Genomic DNA, 18,271 nt, shown 5'->3' on the forward strand with positions numbered 1-18,271 from the left:
CAGGGCGTGGCGGTTCAGGGCCAACACGTTGGCCCGCCGGCGCCGAGTGCCGGCTGTGCCAGTGAGGCGGGGTGGGTAAGGTGGCGCGGACCCGAGGGCATACCGGACCTGGCGTTCCTGCTCCGCCCGGGCCTGCTGAGAAGCCACCATGAAATCCCTGGCCATGCCGGCGGCCTCGTCGAGATCCAGGTTCCAGGCCAGGGGGGGTGCGACCTTGCACGAGACGCCACGACTCACCGGTTGTGCTGGAAAGGGCTAGTTCAAGGTAGAGCGGCCTGCGTCGGTCCGGGAGTTGCCTCCGACCCCAGCCGCCGGCCCGCAGGCCCTTCCGGAACTTGGCCCGGCTGGTCCGTTCCGCTCTGTTCACGATGCTGCCTTGGCTGCGGCACGCTCACGGCGGACCTGTGCCGACTTGTACGCCAGGGCGATGTAGTACGCCTTCCGGGCGTGGCCTGCCCTGCGCTGTCGCTCTGCCTCGGGCAGCATGCCCTCAAACCGGGTGAGGTTGGCGGCCCGAGCGGCAGCGGTCATTTCCTGGCCCGAGTGCCGTGAGTGGGCTACGTGCGCCGCTTGGCGGGACCGCCGACTCCGGCCGGCGGCGTCAAGTGTTGCCATGGATGATCCTGCCGCCGCATCGGTGCTGACCACCTTGCCGAGTACTTCCCGGCAGGTCGGTGGTGTCGAGGTGACACCGTCGTGATGCGGTACCCCCTAGACTACTACGCAGCTCACGCTCCGTGTTGGGTCTGCATGCCTATGTTGGTGGTCCAACTCGGGCCCGGACGCTCCTCGTATCTATGCCTGAGGCCCCCAATAGCACGGCGCTAGATGCCCCGTACCACCCAATTGGACGATGTGGGGGTGAGCGGCAATGCTCATGGCCCGACCTCCGGGCGACCCTCCGGGGGGCGCTCATGCTCAGGACCAGGCACGGTTTTCGTTGATGAGGACGCACGCGACTTGCGACTGACGAAGCAGGCCCTCGGCAGCCGTTCCGGCGCGCGCGTGCTGCTCCTCCTTCTGGTCGTCGCCGCCCTCGCGGTCGGGTGCGCCAGCAATGCCCCCCAGGACACGCTGCGCCCGGCCGGGCGCAACGCGAACGAGGAGCTCGGCCTCTATCAGCTCGTGTTCTGGGTCGCTGTGGTCGTCTTCGTGCTCGTCCAGGGCCTCGTGATCGCCGCCATCGTGCGCTTCCGACGGCGCGACGGTGACGACGGGAAGGAGCCCGTGCAGGTGCACGGGAACACCCGGCTCGAGTTGAGCTGGACCATCGCCCCCGCGCTGATCCTGCTCGTGCTCGCCATCCCCTCGGTCGCCACGATCTTCAAGCTGGCCCGCGTGCCGAAGGACCATCCCCTCAACGTCACGATCGTCGGACACCAGTTCTGGTGGGAGTACCGTTACACCGACGCCGACACGAAGTTCACCACCGCCAACGAGCTGCACATCCCCACGGGCCGGTCGATACGCATCGTCGAGAACGGCACGCTCGGGAACGCCGACGTGATCCACAGCTGGTGGGTGCCGAAGCTGTCGGGCAAGACCGACAACATCCCCGGTCGCGTCAACAAGCTGACCCTGGAGACCGACAAGCCCGGCACCTACCTCGGCCAGTGCGCGGAGTTCTGTGGGCTGTCCCACGCCAACATGCGCCTGCGGGTCATCGCCGAACGGCCCGCGGACTTCGCGCGCTGGGTCGCCGCACAGAAGCAACCGGAGCCGCTGAAGCCGGACGAAGCGTCACCCGCGGGTCAGGGCCGACTCCTGTTCGAGGCCAAGGGGTGCAGCGGCTGTCACACGGTGACGGGCCTCTCGCGCGGCAAGGTCGGCCCCAACCTCACGCACGTGTACAGCCGTGAGACCTTCGCCGGCGGCATCTTCGAGATGAATACCGACAGTTTGCGCCGCTGGCTCCGCGACCCGCCGGGCGAGAAGCCCGGCTCTCGCATGCCGAACCTCAACCTGGCTCCCCAGGAGATCACGCAGCTGATCGCCTACCTCCAGACGCTCAAGTAGGGACCATCATGGCAACCGTCGCCGAACCGACACTCGCACTCCCCGAGGCAACACCGGCCCGGCGGAGCATGCTGCGCCGACCCTCCGGCGCCCCGAAGGGCGTCTGGGGTTGGATGACGACCGTCGACCACAAGAAGATCGGCATCCTCTACGGAGTCACCGCCGGCATCTTCTTCCTCATCGGCGGCATCGAGGCGCTGGTGCTCCGCTTGCAGCTCGGTGCGCCCAACCAGACTCTCGTGAGCGCGGACCAGTACAACCAGCTGTTCACGATGCACGGCACCACCATGATCTTCCTGGTGGTCATGCCGCTGTCGGCCGGCTTCGCGAACTATCTCGTGCCGCTGATGATCGGCGCACGCGACGTTGCATTCCCGCGGCTCAACGCGTTCGGCTACTGGGTGTTCCTGGTCGGCGGGCTGTTCATGTACTCGAGCTTCTTCCTGGGCGGCGCCCCGAACGGGGGTTGGTTCGGCTACGCGCCGCAGACCGCCCTGCAGTACAGCCCCGGGCACAACATCGACTTCTGGGTGTTCGGGCTGCAGATCCTCGGCATCGCGTCGCTCAGCGGCGCGGTGAACTTGATCGTCACCATCCTCAACATGCGCGCGCCGGGCATGAGCCTGATGCGCATGCCGATCTTCGTCTGGATGAGCCTGGTGGCGCAGATGCTGCTGCTCTTCGCCATGCCGGTCATCACCGTCGCGTTGTTCCTGCTCATGTTCGACCGGCTGTTCGGCGCCAACTTCTTCAACATCAACGCGGGCGCCGACCCATTGTTGTGGCAGCACCTGTTCTGGATCTTCGGCCATCCCGAGGTCTACATCCTCATCCTGCCGGCCATGGGTGTCGTGTCCGAGGTGCTCCCGGTCTTCTCGCGGAAGCCGCTGTTCGGCTACTCGGTGATGGTGTTCTCGGGCATCGCCATCGGCTTCATGGGGTGGGGCGTGTGGGCTCACCACATGTTCGCCACCGGCCTGGGCCCGGTCGCGGTCTCGGCCTTCAGCCTCTCGACCATGTTCATCGCGGTGCCGACGGGCGTGAAGATCTTCAACTGGATCGCCACCATGTGGGGTGGGCGAATACGCATCTCCACCCCGCTCCTGTTCGCGGCCGGCTTCGTCGCGATGTTCACGATCGGCGGGCTCAGCGGGGTCACCCACGCCATCGTGCCGTCCGATACCCAACAGACCGACACCTACTACATCGTCGCCCACTTCCATTACGTGTTGTTCGGGGGCTCGATCTTCGGCCTCTTCGCGGGCGTCTACTACTGGTACCCGAAGTTCACCAACAAGTTGCTCGACGAGCGCTTGGGCAAGCTGCACTTCGTGCTGATGCTCATCGGGTTCAACCTCACGTTCGGGCCGATGCACGTGCTCGGCCTGCAGGGCATGCCCCGGCGCATCTACACCTACCCGGCCAACCGGGGGTGGGACTTCTGGAACTTTGTCTCGACGATCGGCTCGTTGACCATCGCCCTGTCGATCCTCGTCTTCCTCATCAACGTGCGGAAGACACGGCGCACCGAGCAGGACGTCGGCGCCGACCCGTGGGACGCGCGCACGCTCGAGTGGAGCATCCCGTCGCCCCCGCCCTCGTACAACTTCGCCAGCGTTCCGGTCGTCGCGGCGCGCGACGAGCTGTGGCATCGCAAGTACGGCGAGGACGGCGAGGGCCGGCCGGTGCGTCGCGAGCTCGACTATCCGGTGGTCGAGAGCCTCGACGACGGTGAAGGCAAGCACATCCACATGCCATCACCCTCGTACTGGCCGCTCGTCGCCTCGCTCGCGTTTCCCGTCATCTGCTACGGGCTCATCTACCGGGTCTGGGCGGTGTCGATCCTCGGGGCGTTCTGGTTGATCGGCGCCATCTACGCATGGGCCCTCGAGCCCCAGACCGCGCCACCCGAGGACGACGACGACGCGGTCGAGCCGCCTGCGCTCGGGCCGGGCGACGACGGGCAGCCCGTGCCTGCCCTCGCGCAGGGGGGCGGCTGATGGCGTCGGTCACCACCACACCTGTGACCACCGGCCCCTCCGCGGGCCACGGCGACGAGGCCCATGAGACCTCCACCGGGCTCAGCAACGCGAAGGTGGCGATGTGGGCCTTTCTCGGCTCGGAGTGCCTCCTCTTCGGCGCGCTGATCTCCACCTATCTGCTGTACCGGGGCCGCAGCCTCCCGGGCACGCCGACGCCCAAGGACGTCTACGACATCCCCTACACGTCGGTGAGCTCGTTCGTGCTCCTCATGAGCTCGCTCACCATGGTCCTGGCGCTGGCGGCGATCCAGCGCGACGACCACCACCGGGCACGGACGTGGCTGCTGACGACCGCGCTGCTCGGGTCGGTGTTCGTCGGCGGACAGGTGTACGAGTTCACCAAGTTCTACAGCGAAGGCCTGAAGCTCCAGACCAATCTGTTCGGCTCGAGCTTCTTCGTGCTCACCGGATTCCACGGTGCGCACGTCACCGTCGGCGTGCTCATGCTGCTGTCGCTGTTCGGGCTGTCGGCTCGCGGGCGCCTGCCGAAGGAACGGGCCGAGACTGTCGAGCTGGTCGGCCTCTACTGGCACTTCGTCGACGTGGTCTGGATCGTGATCTTCACCCTCATCTACCTGATCCCCAGCTAGGAGAGCCTGCGCGGATGACGGCCACCGACACACACGAGCAACGTGACCACCGCCACGATCATCCGACCGACCAGCAGTACGTCGCCGTCGCGATGGTGCTGGCCGCGATCACCGCGGGTGAGGTGGGCGTCTACTACATCAAGTCGCTCCCCAACCCGCTGATGATCGGGCTGCTCTGCGCGATGGCCTTCACCAAGTTCACCCTGGTCGCCCTGTGGTTCATGCACCTGCGCTTCGACAGCGTGATCTTCCGCCGTCTGTTCGTCACCGGCCTGGCCTTGGCCGCGGCCGTGTACCTCATCCTCCTCACCAGCCTGCACGTCATGGACTAGCCGTGGCGTCGACCCGCGTGTCCGTGACCGTGGCGTGATCGCTACCGCGCTCCGCACCGACCGGTTCCCGCCCTGGCACGCGCACGTCGACGTCCTGGCGATCATCGCGGCCGCGGCGTTCGCGTGGACGATGGCCGTTCGCCTCGAGCAGCGCCGGCGTGACGAGCACGATGTCGACGCGGACGGTGTCACGGAGCACGCTGTCGACGCGGAGCCCGTGGTCACGCGGCACCAGGTCGGCTGCTTCGTGGCCGGCCTCGGTGCCATCTTCGTGGCCTCCGACTGGCCGGTGCACGATCTGGCCGAGGGTTACCTCTACAGCGTGCACATGGTGCAGCACATGCTCATCACGCTGGTGGCCGCCCCGCTGCTCCTGCTGGGCACTCCTGCCTGGCTGGCGCGCCGGCTCCTCCCCGGACGCCTCCTGAGGGTCGTGCGGCAGGCGGCGCGTCCGGTCCCCAACCTCTTCCAGTTCAACGCCATCCTGGTGCTGAGCCACTGGCCCTTCTGGGTGAACGCCACGTTGCGAAACCACCCGCTGCACTTCGTGGCCCATGCGCTGCTGCTGCTCTCGGCCCTGCTCATGTGGATGGTGATCGTCAGCCCGCTACCCGAGGTGCCGCGTGCGCGGCCCCCGATGCAGATGCTGTACCTGTTCCTGCAGACGCTCCTGCCGACGGTGCCCGCCTCGTTCCTCACCTTCGGGTCGAAGCCGCTGTACTCGTTCTACGAGACCGTTCCCCGCCTGTACGGGTGGAGCGCGCTGAGCGACCAGCAGGTGGCCGGCCTCATCATGAAGCTCGTCGGAGGCTTCTACCTCTACACGATCATCGCGGTCATCTTCTTCCGATGGTACGGCGACGAGGAACGCAAAGAGCGAGCGTCCCAGGTTCCCGAGACGCTCTACTGGGACGACGTGGAGCGCGAGCTCAAGCAGCTCGGCTGATCGGTCACTCCCAACGGAACGTCAGCGCGGCGACGAGCGGCGCGACGACAGCCCAGGCCACCAGCACCACCCAGGCGCGCGCAGGCACGTGGCCGGCGGCGGCGAACGCGTCGTGGAGCGCATCGGAGAGCGCAGCCGCGGGCAGCAGGCGGGCGACCGTGCGCGCGACGGCCGGCAGCTTGGCGAGGGGGATCACCATGCCCCCCAGCAGGAGGAGCACGAGGTAGAGCCCGTTCGCCGCGGCCAGCACCAGCTCGCCGCGCATCGTCCCCGCCATGAGCAGTCCGACACCCGCGAAGCCGACGGTGGCGAGCAGCATGGCGAGGCCGGCTTTCGGCGCGGAGCCGGCGGGGTCCCACCCGAGCAGGAGGGCGACGACGACGAGCACCGCGACCTGCAGCACCTCGACTGCGAGGATCGCCAGCGTCTTGGCCGCGAGCAGGGCGGGACGACCGAGCGGCGTCGCGCCCAGGCGTTTCAGGACCCCGTACTGACGCTCGAAGCCGGTTGCGATCCCGAGGCCGACCATCGCGGTGGACATGACGGCGAGCGAGAGTACGCCCGGAGCGACGAAGTCGACCCGGCGACCGTGCTCGATGAAGCCGACGTCGACGGTCGAGAAGAACACCAGCAACAGCACCGGGATGCCGAGCGCGAGGAGCACCGACTCGCCCCGCCGCAAGGTGAGGGTGAGCTCGACGCGCGTCTGCGCGAGAACGGCGCGCATCAGTCGGGGGAAGGGGTCGTGAGCCGTAGGAACACGTCCTCCAGCTTCTGGCGACCGGCGCGCAGGTCGGCGAGGGGAAGGTCGTTCTCCGCGAGCCACGCGGTGAGCGTGGCCACCGTCGCCGGCGCAGGCGGCGCGTCGACCAGGTACTCGCCCGCCGCCACCTCGGTGACCGGCGCCGCGAGGCGCGCACCGAGTGAGCCCACGTCGAGCCCGGGTGGGGCGCCGAAGTGGATCTCGTCGCGGCCCGCGGTCATGAGGTCGGCGGGTGTGCCGCGCACGACCAGCCGGCCGTGGTCGATGATGACGACGTCGTCGGCCAGGCGCTCCGCGTCCTCCAGCTCGTGGGTGGTGAGCACCACGCACACGCCGGACGCGCGCAGGTCGCGGATGACCTCACGCACCACGCGGCGGCCGGCGACGTCGATCCCCGCCGTGGGCTCGTCGAGGAACGCCACCTCCGGTCGCCCGATGAGCGCGAGCGCGAGCGAGAGGCGCTGCTGCTCGCCGCCCGAGAGCCGTCGCCACGGCGTACGCGCCACCGCGCGCAGGCCGACCCGCTCGAGCAGCTCGTCGGGATCCTCGGGCCGGTCGAAGAACTCGGCGAAGAGACGCAGCACCTCGACCGGGCGGATGCCCGGGTACACGCCACCGGTCTGGAGCATGACCCCGATCCGCGGCATGAGCGTGGCGCGATCGCGTCTGGGATCGAGGCCGAGCACGCGGACGGCACCGGCGGTCGGGGCCCGGTAACCCTCGAGCGTCTCGACGGTCGTGGTCTTGCCCGCGCCGTTCGGCCCGAGCAGCGCGAGCACCTGGCCGGGCTCTGCGCTGAACGAAAGGTCGGCCACAGCGGTGATGTCGCCGTAGCGCACGACGAGGCCGGAAACATCGATGGCGGGCATCCGCCCGCAAGGTACCGTGCCCGGCATGCTCGACCCCAGGCGGCTGCGCACCGACCTCGACGCCATGAAGGCCGCGCTGGCCCGGCGGGGCGACGACACGTCGGCGCTCGACCGCGCCGCGGAGCTCGACCGGCTCCATCGGGAGGTGGCCGGCCGGCGCGACGGCGCGCGCGCGGAGGTCAAGCGACTGTCGGTCGAGGTGCGCACGGCCCGCCGTGAGGGCGACGACGCGCGGGCCGAGCAGGCCGTGCACGAGAGCCGGGCGTTGGGCGAGGAGGAGAAGAAGCTGACGGCCGAGGCCGACGCGTTGGGCGGCGAGCTGCGCGGTCTGCTGCTCACGGTGGCCAACCTGCCCGCCGCGGGCAGCCCCGACGGCACCTCACCGGCCGACAACGTGGTGCTGCGCGTCGAGGGTTACGACGCGAGCCGTTACACCGATCAACAACGCGTGCCCCATTGGGACATCGGCGCCGCGCTCGGCATCCTCGACCTCGAGCGGGGGGCGAAGTTGTCGGGTTCGATGTTCCCGATGTTCCGCGGCGCGGGCGCCGTGCTCGTGCGCGCCCTGTGCCAGCTCGCCCTCGACCGCAACGCGGATGCGTTCGAGGAGGTGCGCCCGCCCACGCTGGTGCGCACCGACACGATGGTGTCGACCGGGCACTTGCCCAAGTTCGCGGACGACGCCTACCACGTCGAGCGCGACGACCTCTGGGCGATTCCGACCGCGGAGGTACCGCTCACGTCGCTCGCCCGCGACGAGGTGCTCGACGAGGCCGACCTGCCCATGCGGCTCATGGCGCACACCAGCTGCTTCCGGCGCGAGGCGGGCTCCGCGGGCCGCGACACACGCGGCGTGCTGCGTGTCCACGAGTTCGACAAGGTGGAGCTGCTCGCGTACGCGACCGCCGAGCAGTCGGCGGAGGTGCACGCCGAGCTGCTCGCGCGCGCCGAGGGCACGCTGCGGGCCCTCGGGTTGGCGTACCGGGTGCTCGACCTGTGCGCGGGCGATCTCGGGGTCTCGTCCGCGCGCACGTTCGACCTCGAGGTCTACGCCCCGGGTTGCGACATGTGGCTCGAGGCGTCCTCGGTGTCGTGGTTCACCGACTACCAGGCGCGCCGGGCCAACGTGCGCTACCGCCCCGCGTCGGGGGGCGGCACGAGCTTCGTGCACACGCTGAACGGGTCCGCGCTGGCCGTGCCGCGCGTGTGGGCGGCGCTGGTCGAGACCTGCCGCCGGCCCGATGGCTCGATCGAGGTGCCCGAGGCGCTCCGGCCGTACATGCGCGGCCTCGAGGTGATCGCGGCGCCCGATGGTTCGGGCTGATGGTTCGGCTGACGGTTTGCGCTGAACGACCGGGCGTTGGCTAACGTCCTCGCCGTGAGCACGGCGCAGACCATCTTCGCCATCGCCCTCGGCGCGATCACCGTTCTCATCACCTGCTTCGCGCTCTACGTCGCTTCCTCGACGATGTGGGGCGACCGCTGGTACCGCCGCCCCGCCGGCGAGCCCGGGTCGGAGCCGCAGGCGGCGAGGAGCGAGCCGGGGTGAGCCCGAGCAGCAAGGTCTACAAAGGGAAGTCGGGGCAGTGGGCGTTCGTGGGGCACCGCGTCAGCGGGTTCCTCGTCTTCTTCTTCCTGCTTTTGCACATCGTCGACGTGTCGCTCGTGCGCTGGCCCGCGACCTACAACGAGGTGCACGAGCTCTACGGCAACATCCTGCTGCGTCTGTTCGAGGTGGGCCTGCTCTTCGCGCTGCTGTTCCACTCCCTCAACGGCCTGCGCATCGTGCTCCTCGACTTCTTCCCCGACGGCGTGCGCAATCAGCGGCTGCTGCTCTCCGGCGTGGTGTTCCTCACCCTCGCAGCCGGAATCCCCGGCGCGTGGATCATCGTCAAGCCGTTCTTCCTCAACTGATGGCGATCCGTACACCCGACCGCGTCGGTCGCCCCCGCGCCGGCGGCGACCGCCGGCCCCGCCAGAACTTCGAGACGTGGTCGTGGTTCTTCATGCGGGTCAGCGGGCTGGCGCTCATCTTCCTCGCGCTGACGCACTTCGCCATCACCCACATCACCAACGACGTCACCAAAACGAACATCGACTTCGTCGGGAAGCGGTGGTCGAACCCGCTGTGGCAGGTCTTCGACTGGGCCCTCCTCGCGCTCGCCCTTCTCCACGGCCTCAACGGCCTACGGACGGTAATCGACGACTACGTGCGCGTGCCCACGCGCCGAGTGGCGGTCAAGGCCGTGCTGTACACCTTGAGCTTCGGCCTCTTCGCGTTCGGCACGCTCACCATCTTCACGTTCTCCTCCTAGCGGGTGTGAAGCGGGCGCCGCTGGCCGCGACGGTCGTCTTCGTCGTCGTCACCTCGGGACTCGGTGGGTGCGGCAAGGCCAGGCGCGAGACTCCCGCGGAGCGGCGTGCCAAGGAGCGGGAGACGATCGAGCGGATCCGCGTGCAGGTCGCCCGCGTGCGCGGCCTGAAATGGAAGGCGCCGCTCGCGGTTCGCATCGTCTCGCGGGCTGAGCTGCGCCGGCGGCTGAAGCAGGCGGACGCGCGCGATGCGCGGCCCGAGCGCGAGGCGTCCGACGAGGCGATCCTCAAGCTGCTGAAGCTCATTCCCCAGGATCTCGCCTTGCAGGCAGCAGTCGACAAGCTCGTCGCGGCCGAGGTCGTCGGCTTCTACGACCCTCAGACGAAGCAGCTGTTCATCGCAGGGGAGACCAACGGCAAGCTCACCCCCGATACCGAGGTCACCGTGGCCCACGAGCTCGACCACGCGCTGACCGACCAGCACTTCGACTTCGGTGCCACGACGCGCGCCCTCGAGGAGAGCGACCGCGCCGAGGAGCTGTTCGCGTACACCGCGTTGATCGAGGGCGACGCCGTCCTACTCCAGAGCCTGTGGGCGCAGCGCTATCTGAGCGACAAGGCGCAGGGCTCGCTCGGCGCCGAGCTGAGCGGCTCGGGCCCGGACGACACGCCCGCGTACCTGCGGGCATCGCTCACCTTCCCGTACACGAAAGGCCTCGACTTCACCTTCGAGCGGTACCGCACGACGCGCAGCTTCGCCGGCGTCGACGCCGCCTGGCGCCGACCCCCGACCTCGACCGAGGAGATCCTCCACCCCGAGCGGTACACGGAGGGCCAGGAGTGGCACGCGCCGGCGCTGCCCGACGTGGCCACCGCCGCCGGGTGCACGCCGCTGAGGTCCGGGAGCCTCGGTGAGTTCGACATGCAGGAGGTGCTGGCCCGGTACCTGAGCGAGCGTGACGCGGACCGCGCCGCCGACAGCTGGGCGGGCGACGCGTTCAGCTTCGTTCGGTGTGGCACGGTGCCGGGCCTGGTCGAACGCTGGGCGGCCGACGACGAGGCGGGCGCCGGTCGCCTCACGACCGGCCTGATGCGGTGGGCTCCGTCGTGGGCCGGGGGTCGCCCACCGGACGCGGACGGATTCTTCTCGGGAAAGGGCGGCGCAGGTCGCGTCCACCGCGTCGGCCGCGACGTCGCGCTGGTGCTGGCCGGTGACGAGGCCACCGCCGGCCGCCTCGCCAACGCGCTCGGCTGACCCCGCGGCCCCGCTCGGGGCCGATCCGCGCGTGCAGACTGTCGGGCATGGGCCAGGAGGTGCAATGTTCGGCGCACGTCGACGGTCACACGGTCGTCGGGAAGGCGATGCTCGAGACCGACGAGCTCCTCTTCCGCGGCGCCGAGCGCATGCGCATCCCGTTGGGCGACATCACGAAGGCGACCGCCGCTGACGGCCGTCTCGTCGTCCGCCACAAGAGCGGTACCGCCACCTTCGAGCTGGGGCCGGTGGCCGCGCGTTGGGCCGAGCGGATCACCCACCCGCCGACGCTCGCCGACAAGCTGGGTGTGAAGCCGGGCCATCGGGTGACGCTCCTGGGTCTCGACGACGCGCGGTTCGCGAAGACGCTCGAGGAGCGCGGGGCCGACGTCGGGCGCGGCAGGCTGCGCAAGGGGACCGACGTCGTCCTGCTCGGAGTGCACCGGCCCCGCGACCTCGACCGCCTCGCGAGGCTCGAGACGTCGATGGCGCGCGACGGTGCGATCTGGGTCGTCTATCCCAAGGGCCGCAAGGATCCGAGTGAGGGCGACGTCATCGAGGCGGGCAAGGCCGCGGGATTCGTCGACGTCAAGGTCGCCCGCTTCTCCGACACCCATACCGCGCTCAAGTTCGTGATCCCCAAGGCCCGCCGTTGAGTCATGCCCGGCTGTCCACGAGGAGTCGGAGCACCTCGGCGTCGTCGGCGGAGGCTTCCGGTCCGTAGGTGAGCACGACGGTGCCGCGCGTCCCGCACCGGGGGCAGGTCAGCGCCACGACCGCGGTCTCGTCGGCCGCGTCGGACGCGCCCTCGGTGCGCAGGAGCCGGTGGAGCCGCACCTCGACGGCCGGGCTCTCCCGCCGGCAGGTGAAGCAGAGCAGCGTCCCGTCGGGCCGGGCCGCGAACTGACCGGCGTACCCTTCCGTCTCGAGCCGGTGCATCGCCTCCGCGATCGTGCAGCCGTCGGTCACGTCGTCGCTCGGCTCGCTCGGCTCGCTCATGCCGCGACGGGGAGCTCGACGTCGTCATCGGTGAGCAGCGCGAGCACGGCGCGTTCGATCGCGCCCTGGGTGGAAGGCTGGCCCATCTCGACATCCTCGCCGATCCCCTCGAGCGCCGCGGCGATCGTGAGGCCCGACCGATAGCGGTCGACGACCCGGGGGTCGACGTACGACGAGCGCGACACCGCGGGCGTGTTGCCGAGATAGTGGGCGACCTCCTGCATGGCCCGGGCGACGGCCCGCGTGCGGCCGGTGGCCGATGTCGCCCGCTCGGACACCGCCAGCGCCACCGCCGCGAGCACGGTGGCGTTCCACGTGCGGAAGTCCTTGGCAGTGAGCTCCGCGCCGCTCAGCTCCCGGATGAACGCGTTGATGTCGGCCGATCTCACGTCGACCCACAGGCGGCCCCGCCGGTATGCGAGCAGCTCGTGTCCCCCGCCGGTACGGCGCTTCAACGCGGTCACGACCGAGACGACTTGCGGATCCACGATCGACTGGATGCGGCGCTTGCCGTTCTTGGCCTTGTAGTCGAACGTCACGACGTTGCGCGACACCTCGACGTGGCGCTTGCGCATCGTGGCCAAGCCAAACGTCTGGTTCTGCTCCGCGTAGCCCTCGGTGCCGATGCGGAAGAACCCGAGGTCGAGCAGCCGTACCGCGCACGAGAGCACGCGGTCGCGGGTGAGGCCCCGCTGCGACAGGTTGTGCATGCACGTGGCGCGCAGGTCTGGGAGCAGCCGCGCGAACTCGAGCATGTGGTCGAACTTCTCGCGGTCGCGATGCGCGCGCCAGATGTCGTGGTAGCGGTACTGGCGGCGCCCCCTCGCGTCGGTGCCGGTGGCCTGAATGTGCCCGCCGGGGAGGGGACAGATCCAGACGTCGGTCCAAGCCGGAGGGATGGCAAGCGCGCGGATCCGATCGAGCACACCGGGATCGGCGATCCGCTTGCCGTTCTCGTCGAGGTAGACGAACCCTCTGCCCGCACGCCGCCTGGCGATCCCGGGGCCGGAGCAGTCGACGCGTCGGAGCCGTGGCACGCGCTCACCCCTTCCCGCCTCCGCACCGGGCCAACCGCCCGGGCGTGGACGGGCCCCGGCCCGTGGGCCGGGGCCCATCGTGCTGCTGCCTGCGGGACCTGCCTACTTGGCCCGCTCGGCCACTTCCTGCTCGACCTCGTCCGCCTTGGCCGTGGCCTCGTGCTTCTTGGCCTCGGCGCGGGCCTCGGTCGCCTTCCGCTGGGCCTCGCCCTTGTCCTTCTGGGCCTTGCCCTCGCGTCGCAGGTCGGGGTTGTCGGTCACGTCTCCGACCGCCTCCTTGACCTTGCCCTTCGCCTCTTCGAAAACACCCATGTCGTTCGCTCCTTTTCCTCTGCGTTCGATGCGTTCGAGCGCGCGTACCCGATGGTCCGCGCGGGGAAACTGGACCTGTCGTCCGCCGGGGGGGCGTCATCGCGGATTCGAGTCGTCGCGGCCCAGACCACGCTCTCTGAGGGATCGAGGGCCGGCGGAGCACCCGCATCGCGCCACCGCCACCTGGAGGGGGGTGGGGACCCGGCGGCGGTGGCGCGGTGGAGATCCTCTCCTGTCGAATCAAGGTTGCGGACGCGAAGTGTACGCGACTCCGCGGGCAACGACGTCGAGCGCGCCGAGTGCCGAAACCGCCGCGCGCCATCGCCCACGGCGCGGCACCGCGGGTCCCGGTTCGTGGTCGGTCAGGGCGCGGGCTCGGGCCCGATCACGGGAAGGGCGCGCAGCAGGGGCTCGACCTCGTCGCGGGTGACGACGTTGTCGAAGCGGGCCGTGATCCTGCCGTCGGCACCGATGACGAACACCCAGGGCTCGTTGAGGTCGTTGTTGCGAAGGAGCCACTCGGCCGCCGCCTTCGTCAGCACCTGCTTCTCGAAGTCCTGCCAGATCTCGACGTGGACGAAGCTGGCCCGGTCGGCGTAGGCGCGCGCGAGCTCCTGCACCATGTCGGTGACCGGACCGCAGAAGCGGCTCGTGCAGTACACGGGCGTGGCGAACACCACGACCGCGGGTCGGTGCAGCGCGAGGGCCCGGGCGATCGTGGTCTGGTGGAGCTCGGGGTCGGGTATGGCGGCCCCGTCGGCTCGGGAGTCGAGGGCCTTCGTCGGCACGTTCGGGGACCGCACGGTCAGGTTCTCGCTCGGCAGGGCCGGATCGCCCGGCGCCGGGATCGCGTGCTTGTCGCGCACCGGGAACGCCGCGGTCGCGGTGCGGGGCTTCGCCTCACCGACGAGGCGGGCGGTGACGTGGACCTTCCAGAACCCGGCCCGGTCGAACGCCACCTGGGCGCCGTAGACACCCTTCCCGACAGAGCCGGGCAGGGGCGCCGGGCCCGGACGCGACCCGGCCGCCGGGCTACCCGGCAGGCTGATGAACGGCGCCGTCGCCTCGGGCCCGGGCCGCGACCGCGCCCCCTTCTCGCCTCTGCCCTCGTAGGTGAAGCGAAGGTGGACGGAGCCGTAGCTCACGAACTCCTGGTCGTTGGTGAGCAGGCCGACGATGAAGCGGGCCGCGGGTCCGACCGCGAGGTCGAAGCTCGCCACCTCCGCGGCCAGGCCCTTGGACGCGGCCGCGCCGGCGCCGCTGCTGCTGTTGCCACCACCACCACACGCGGCTGCGCCCAAACCGGCGACTAGGAGGCACGCGGCGACGCGGCGCGTCACGACGCGCAGCCCGGCGCGGCGTGGTCGAGCCGGCGCAGCCCGGCGCGGGCGGCGGCGATGAGCGTGTCGAGGTCGGCGGGGAGCGAAGCAGGCGGGTGGTCGAAGGCGAGGTCGGCCTCGACCCGGAACATCGCCTCGAGCACTCGCGCCGTCGAGCGCCGGTCGACGTTCTCCAGCGCCCGCGCCAGCACATGGAGGGTGCCGTGGGAGCGGTCGAAGAACGTGGTGCGCACGCGCGCCGGGGTGCGGGCGGCTTGGCCACGCGCGACGCACAGCCCGGCGAGCGCGCGTGCATAGGCGTCGTCGGCAGCGGACTTGCCTGCCGCGCAGGCACCGGCGACCAGCACGACGAGCACGAGGAAGGCGCCGAACCGCACGCGGGAGAGCCTAAACGGCAGTCGCGGCGAGACTGCGTCGCCGATGAAAGTGCCGGAGCATTACCGTGGACGCAGCGAGCAACTGGCTCGGGTGCGCAGGAGCGTCATGGTCGATCACGCAATGGTCGGGAAGGTGGGCCGTGTCACCGGCACCATCAGCCCGGGCCGGCTCGGCGAGGTGATGGTGCCTGTTCGGGGCGGAAGCGAGGCGTTCCACGCGTACGCCGCCGACCCCGACGACACCATTGCCAACGGCAAGCGCGTCGTCGTGGTGGAGTACTTCGCTCCGCGCACGGTGGTCGTCACCCCCATGTAGGGGGTCGACGCGAAGGAGGAGGGACACATGGTCCTCGCAAGAGTGACCGGTTGGGAGATCGGCCTGGCGCTCGCGGCAGCTGCGATTCTTCTGTTTCTCATCGTCTTCCGCCTGATGTGGCGGGTGGCCGAGCCGAACGAGGCGCTCATCATCTCGGGCCTCCGCGAGCACGGCTCGCCCCAGGGTGCGGGTGAGAGCCTCGGCTTCAAGATCGTCACCGGCAGGGGAACGCTCGTCATCCCGGGCATCCAGCAGGTCCGACGGCTCTCGCTCGACCTGCGCGAGTCCGAGCTGAGCATCGACTGCGTCACCCACCAGGGCATCCCGCTCGGCATTCGGGGCGTGGTGATCTTCAAGGTGGGCGACGACTTCACCTCGATCGCCAACTCGGCCCGTCGATTCCTCGACCAGCAGAACCAGATGGACCAGCGCGTCCACAACGTCTTCGCCGGCCACCTGCGGGCGATCGTCGGCAACATGACGGTGGAGGAGATGATCCGCGACCGCGAGAAGCTCACCGCGTTGACCCGACAGTCGTCCGGCATCGAGATGGAGAAGCTCGGCCTCATCGTCGACTCGCTGCAGATCCAGGAGATCGACGATCCCACGGGCTACATCACCAACCTGGGCCGGCCCCATGCCGCCGCGGTGGCCAGCCAGGCCCGCATCAACGAGGCGCACGCGGATCGCGAAGCAACCGAGCAGGAACAGCAGGCGAACGCGCTGAAAGCGCAGGCGGTGCGCGGCGCGTCGATCAAGCAGGCCGGGTTCCAGGCCGAGATCGACCGCGCCTCGGCGCAGGCCAAGCAGGCGGGCCCATTGACCGAGGCGACCGCGCACCAAGAGGTGGTCGTCCAGCAGACGAAGGTCGCGGAGCTCGAGGCCCAGCGGGAGGAGCAGAGCCTGCAGGCGACCGTGCGCAAGCCCGCCGACGCCAAGGCGTACGAGCAGGTGACCCTCGCCCGGGCCGAGCGCGACGCCCGCATCTCTGGCGCCGAGGCCGAGCGCCAGGAGGTCGAGCTGGCCGCGGCAGCCAACGCCCAGCGGGTGAAGCTGGCGGCGGTGGCCGATGCCGAGCGCGTCCGTCTGGCCGCGGCGGCCGAAGCCGAGCACGTGCGCCTCAACGCGTCGGCCCAGGCCGAGTCGGTGAAGGCCATCGGTGAGGCGGAGGCGGCGGCCACCCAGGCCAAGGGGTTGGCGGAGGGCGAGGCGGTGCGGGCCAAGGGCATGGCCGAGGCCGAGGCGATCAAGGCGCGGGCCGACGCGCTGGCCGAGAACCAGGACGCCGTCATCGGCCAGCAGCTCGCCGAGAACTGGCCCGCGATCGTCGAGGCGGCCGCCAAGCCGTTCGGTCAGATCGACCAGATGATCGTGCTGAACGGAGCCCAAGGCCTGTCCGAGGCGCTCGCGCAGGCGCTCAGCCAGGGGGTGGCGGGGCTCCAGCTGGCGCGCAATCTCCTGGCCGGTGGCAACGGTGGGCCCGGCGCGGGAGGGGCCCGAGCCGGAGGCTCGCCCGCGGAGCCCGGGTCAGGCGCGCAAGCGGTCGAGGGCTGAGGCCACCGGGCGCCAGCACGCCGCCGTGAACGCGGCCTGCGCGTCCGGGTCGCCGGCGGCCTCGTCGGCCGCGTCCCACAGCTCGGCCTCGACGGGCCCGAACGCGGCACGTATCTCGGGCAGCGCGGCGGCGGTGTCGACGTCGGCCTCCACGCGCTCGCGCAGCGTCAGGAAGCGCTTCCACACGCCCGCGTCGCCGAGCTCACGCGGCACACCGTCGGGCGGGAAGACCGGCACGTAGACGCTCACGCACGGGCTTCCCGGCGCGACCCACGCACGCACGGACCGACCCGTGTCGGACGGCAGCTCCGCGATCAGCGACGAGGCGGTGGCTTGGTAGCCGCGTACGTGCATGCAGACGGTCACGCCGGTGCCGTCGGGCATGGACGCCGCGGGTGGAGCGCTGACGGGTGTCGGGTCACCGCCGGGAGGCGCCCACGGGCGTTCACCGTGATGACGCATCTGCGCCGCGAGTATCCGCGGCGTCAGCGCGTCCGACCCGGCCGCGAGGCAGGCCCGGCTCGCGGCGAGCCGCGCGTCGGCATGGCCGGTCGGCGCGCGCGCCAGGCGGTAGGTGTCGAAGTCGGTTCCTGCCGGGACGTCGTCGGACGCGCGCGTCCAGTCCGCACCCAACGTGAGGCGGTTGGAGATAGCCGCGGTCCGGTCGACCGGCCGGGCCGCCCAGGTGCGCCCGCTCGTCTCGAGCACCCACGCCCGCCCGGGGTCGGCGACGAGGAAGGAGGAGAAGTAGGGCTCGTCGTGCGTCCGGTCGCCGACGCCGCCCTGACCGTGGCGCGCGAGCAGATCGGTCATGACGTCAAGCGCCTCGTTGGCGGTGCGGCCCCGTTCCAGCCCCAGCCGCACCAGGTCCATGCCGAGCAACGCAGGCTCGACCTTGTACGGGTCGTCGACAGTGAAGACCTTCTCGTTGCCGATCGCCACCCGGTGCTCGTTGACGCCGGTCTCGAGCCCCCAGAGCCATTCGGGGCGGCAGCCGAGCAGGGCGAACGCGCCCGCGTCGTCGATCTCGATGTACTGCGTCCTCAGGCGACCGCCGCCGCGTCGGGAGGCGAAGGACTCGACGAGTTGCACCTCGGCCACCGGCCGGTCGGAGTTCTTGGCGAACAGGGTGCGCTCGCTTCCGACGGCACACAACGTGTCGCACATCGACTGTTCCTTCACGGGTTCCCGGGAGCTCACCCCGGTGGAT

At 70.3% G+C, this 18,271-nt stretch carries 21 protein-coding genes; 12 read left to right on the forward strand and 9 right to left on the reverse strand.

Features of this window, described 5'->3' with window-relative positions:
* Nucleotides 1-363 precede the first annotated feature (363 nt).
* Nucleotides 364-615, reverse strand: a complete 252-nt coding sequence (locus tag E6G06_02130; GenBank protein ID TML93306.1) for a hypothetical protein — start codon at nt 613-615, stop codon at nt 364-366.
* Nucleotides 616-828: 213 nt separating this feature from the next.
* Here E6G06_02130 and coxB point away from each other — a divergent pair, with 213 nt between their 5' ends.
* The 5 genes from coxB (at nt 829) to E6G06_02155 (ending at nt 5,926) form a co-directional block, all read left to right on the forward strand.
* A complete protein-coding gene (coxB, locus tag E6G06_02135; protein TML93307.1) occupies nt 829-2,016 on the forward strand; it encodes a cytochrome c oxidase subunit II in 1,188 nt (395 codons plus the stop codon).
* A 68-nt stretch (nt 2,017-2,084) separates the two neighbouring features.
* On the forward strand, nt 2,085-4,016 hold the full coding sequence (gene ctaD, locus E6G06_02140) for a cytochrome c oxidase subunit I (GenBank protein TML93445.1): 1,932 nt from the start codon (nt 2,085-2,087) through the stop codon (nt 4,014-4,016).
* A 101-nt stretch (nt 4,017-4,117) separates the two neighbouring features.
* The gene (locus tag E6G06_02145; GenBank protein TML93446.1) at nt 4,118-4,648 is read left to right on the forward strand and encodes a heme-copper oxidase subunit III; all 531 of its coding nucleotides are present in this window, start codon (nt 4,118-4,120) and stop codon (nt 4,646-4,648) included.
* Between the two features lie 14 nt (nt 4,649-4,662).
* Complete coding sequence (locus E6G06_02150) at nt 4,663-4,980, forward strand: cytochrome C oxidase subunit IV (protein TML93308.1); 318 nt, start codon at nt 4,663-4,665, stop codon at nt 4,978-4,980.
* Between the two features lie 34 nt (nt 4,981-5,014).
* Nucleotides 5,015-5,926: a cytochrome c oxidase assembly protein gene (locus E6G06_02155; protein ID TML93309.1), complete on the forward strand. Its 912-nt coding sequence runs from the start codon at nt 5,015-5,017 to the stop codon at nt 5,924-5,926.
* A gap of 4 nt (nt 5,927-5,930) precedes the next feature.
* Here E6G06_02155 and E6G06_02160 read toward each other — a convergent pair whose 3' ends face one another.
* Nucleotides 5,931-6,653, reverse strand: coding sequence for an ABC transporter permease (locus tag E6G06_02160; GenBank protein ID TML93310.1), 723 nt, complete (start codon nt 6,651-6,653; stop codon nt 5,931-5,933).
* A complete protein-coding gene (locus tag E6G06_02165) occupies nt 6,653-7,585 on the reverse strand; it encodes an ABC transporter ATP-binding protein (GenBank protein ID TML93447.1) in 933 nt (310 codons plus the stop codon). The genes E6G06_02160 and E6G06_02165 overlap by 1 nt, the downstream gene beginning before the upstream one ends.
* Here E6G06_02165 and serS point away from each other — a divergent pair.
* The 5 genes from serS to E6G06_02190 all read left to right on the forward strand — a co-directional run bounded on the left by serS (nt 7,584) and on the right by E6G06_02190 (nt 11,782).
* Nucleotides 7,584-8,882: a serine--tRNA ligase gene (gene serS, locus E6G06_02170; protein ID TML93311.1), complete on the forward strand. Its 1,299-nt coding sequence runs from the start codon at nt 7,584-7,586 to the stop codon at nt 8,880-8,882. The genes E6G06_02165 and serS overlap by 2 nt on opposite strands.
* Nucleotides 8,883-8,995: 113 nt before the next feature.
* The gene (gene sdhC / locus E6G06_02175) at nt 8,996-9,472 is read left to right on the forward strand and encodes a succinate dehydrogenase, cytochrome b556 subunit (GenBank protein TML93312.1); all 477 of its coding nucleotides are present in this window, start codon (nt 8,996-8,998) and stop codon (nt 9,470-9,472) included.
* Nucleotides 9,472-9,873 (forward strand): succinate dehydrogenase, encoded by a 402-nt coding sequence (locus tag E6G06_02180; GenBank protein TML93313.1) that lies wholly within the window; start codon nt 9,472-9,474, stop codon nt 9,871-9,873. Before sdhC ends, E6G06_02180 begins: the two co-directional genes overlap by 1 nt.
* A 5-nt stretch (nt 9,874-9,878) precedes the next feature.
* Nucleotides 9,879-11,126 (forward strand): hypothetical protein, encoded by a 1,248-nt coding sequence (locus tag E6G06_02185; protein ID TML93314.1) that lies wholly within the window; start codon nt 9,879-9,881, stop codon nt 11,124-11,126.
* Nucleotides 11,127-11,173: 47 nt separating this feature from the next.
* A complete protein-coding gene (locus tag E6G06_02190; protein ID TML93315.1) occupies nt 11,174-11,782 on the forward strand; it encodes a DUF3052 family protein in 609 nt (202 codons plus the stop codon).
* Nucleotide 11,783: 1 nt separating this feature from the next.
* On the opposite strand, the gene E6G06_02195 is transcribed toward E6G06_02190, so the two are convergent.
* The 5 genes from E6G06_02195 to E6G06_02215 all read right to left on the reverse strand — a co-directional run bounded on the left by E6G06_02195 (nt 11,784) and on the right by E6G06_02215 (nt 15,191).
* Complete coding sequence (locus tag E6G06_02195) at nt 11,784-12,125, reverse strand: hypothetical protein (GenBank protein ID TML93316.1); 342 nt, start codon at nt 12,123-12,125, stop codon at nt 11,784-11,786.
* On the reverse strand, nt 12,122-13,240 hold the full coding sequence (locus tag E6G06_02200; GenBank protein ID TML93317.1) for a DNA topoisomerase IB: 1,119 nt from the start codon (nt 13,238-13,240) through the stop codon (nt 12,122-12,124). Before E6G06_02200 ends, E6G06_02195 begins: the two co-directional genes overlap by 4 nt.
* 24 nt (nt 13,241-13,264) lie before the next feature.
* The gene (locus E6G06_02205) at nt 13,265-13,474 is read right to left on the reverse strand and encodes a CsbD family protein (protein TML93318.1); all 210 of its coding nucleotides are present in this window, start codon (nt 13,472-13,474) and stop codon (nt 13,265-13,267) included.
* A 362-nt stretch (nt 13,475-13,836) separates the two neighbouring features.
* Nucleotides 13,837-14,814 (reverse strand): hypothetical protein, encoded by a 978-nt coding sequence (locus E6G06_02210; GenBank protein ID TML93319.1) that lies wholly within the window; start codon nt 14,812-14,814, stop codon nt 13,837-13,839.
* Nucleotides 14,811-15,191, reverse strand: coding sequence for a hypothetical protein (locus tag E6G06_02215; GenBank protein ID TML93320.1), 381 nt, complete (start codon nt 15,189-15,191; stop codon nt 14,811-14,813). The genes E6G06_02210 and E6G06_02215 overlap by 4 nt, the downstream gene beginning before the upstream one ends.
* 121 nt (nt 15,192-15,312) lie before the next feature.
* Between E6G06_02215 and E6G06_02220 the strand changes: the two genes are divergently transcribed.
* Both E6G06_02220 and E6G06_02225 read left to right on the forward strand, forming a co-directional pair.
* Entirely contained in the window at nt 15,313-15,507 is a 195-nt protein-coding gene (locus E6G06_02220) for a hypothetical protein (GenBank protein TML93448.1), read from the forward strand.
* Nucleotides 15,508-15,534: 27 nt separating this feature from the next.
* Nucleotides 15,535-17,061, forward strand: a complete 1,527-nt coding sequence (locus E6G06_02225) for a flotillin family protein (GenBank protein TML93321.1) — start codon at nt 15,535-15,537, stop codon at nt 17,059-17,061.
* Here E6G06_02225 and E6G06_02230 read toward each other — a convergent pair.
* Entirely contained in the window at nt 17,035-18,228 is a 1,194-nt protein-coding gene (locus tag E6G06_02230; GenBank protein TML93322.1) for a hypothetical protein, read from the reverse strand. The two genes, E6G06_02225 and E6G06_02230, sit on opposite strands and share 27 nt — an antisense overlap.
* Nucleotides 18,229-18,271 lie beyond the last annotated feature (43 nt).

The organism is Actinomycetota bacterium (assembly GCA_005888325.1).
In the GTDB taxonomy this organism is placed as follows: Bacteria; Actinomycetota; Acidimicrobiia; order Acidimicrobiales; family AC-14; genus AC-14.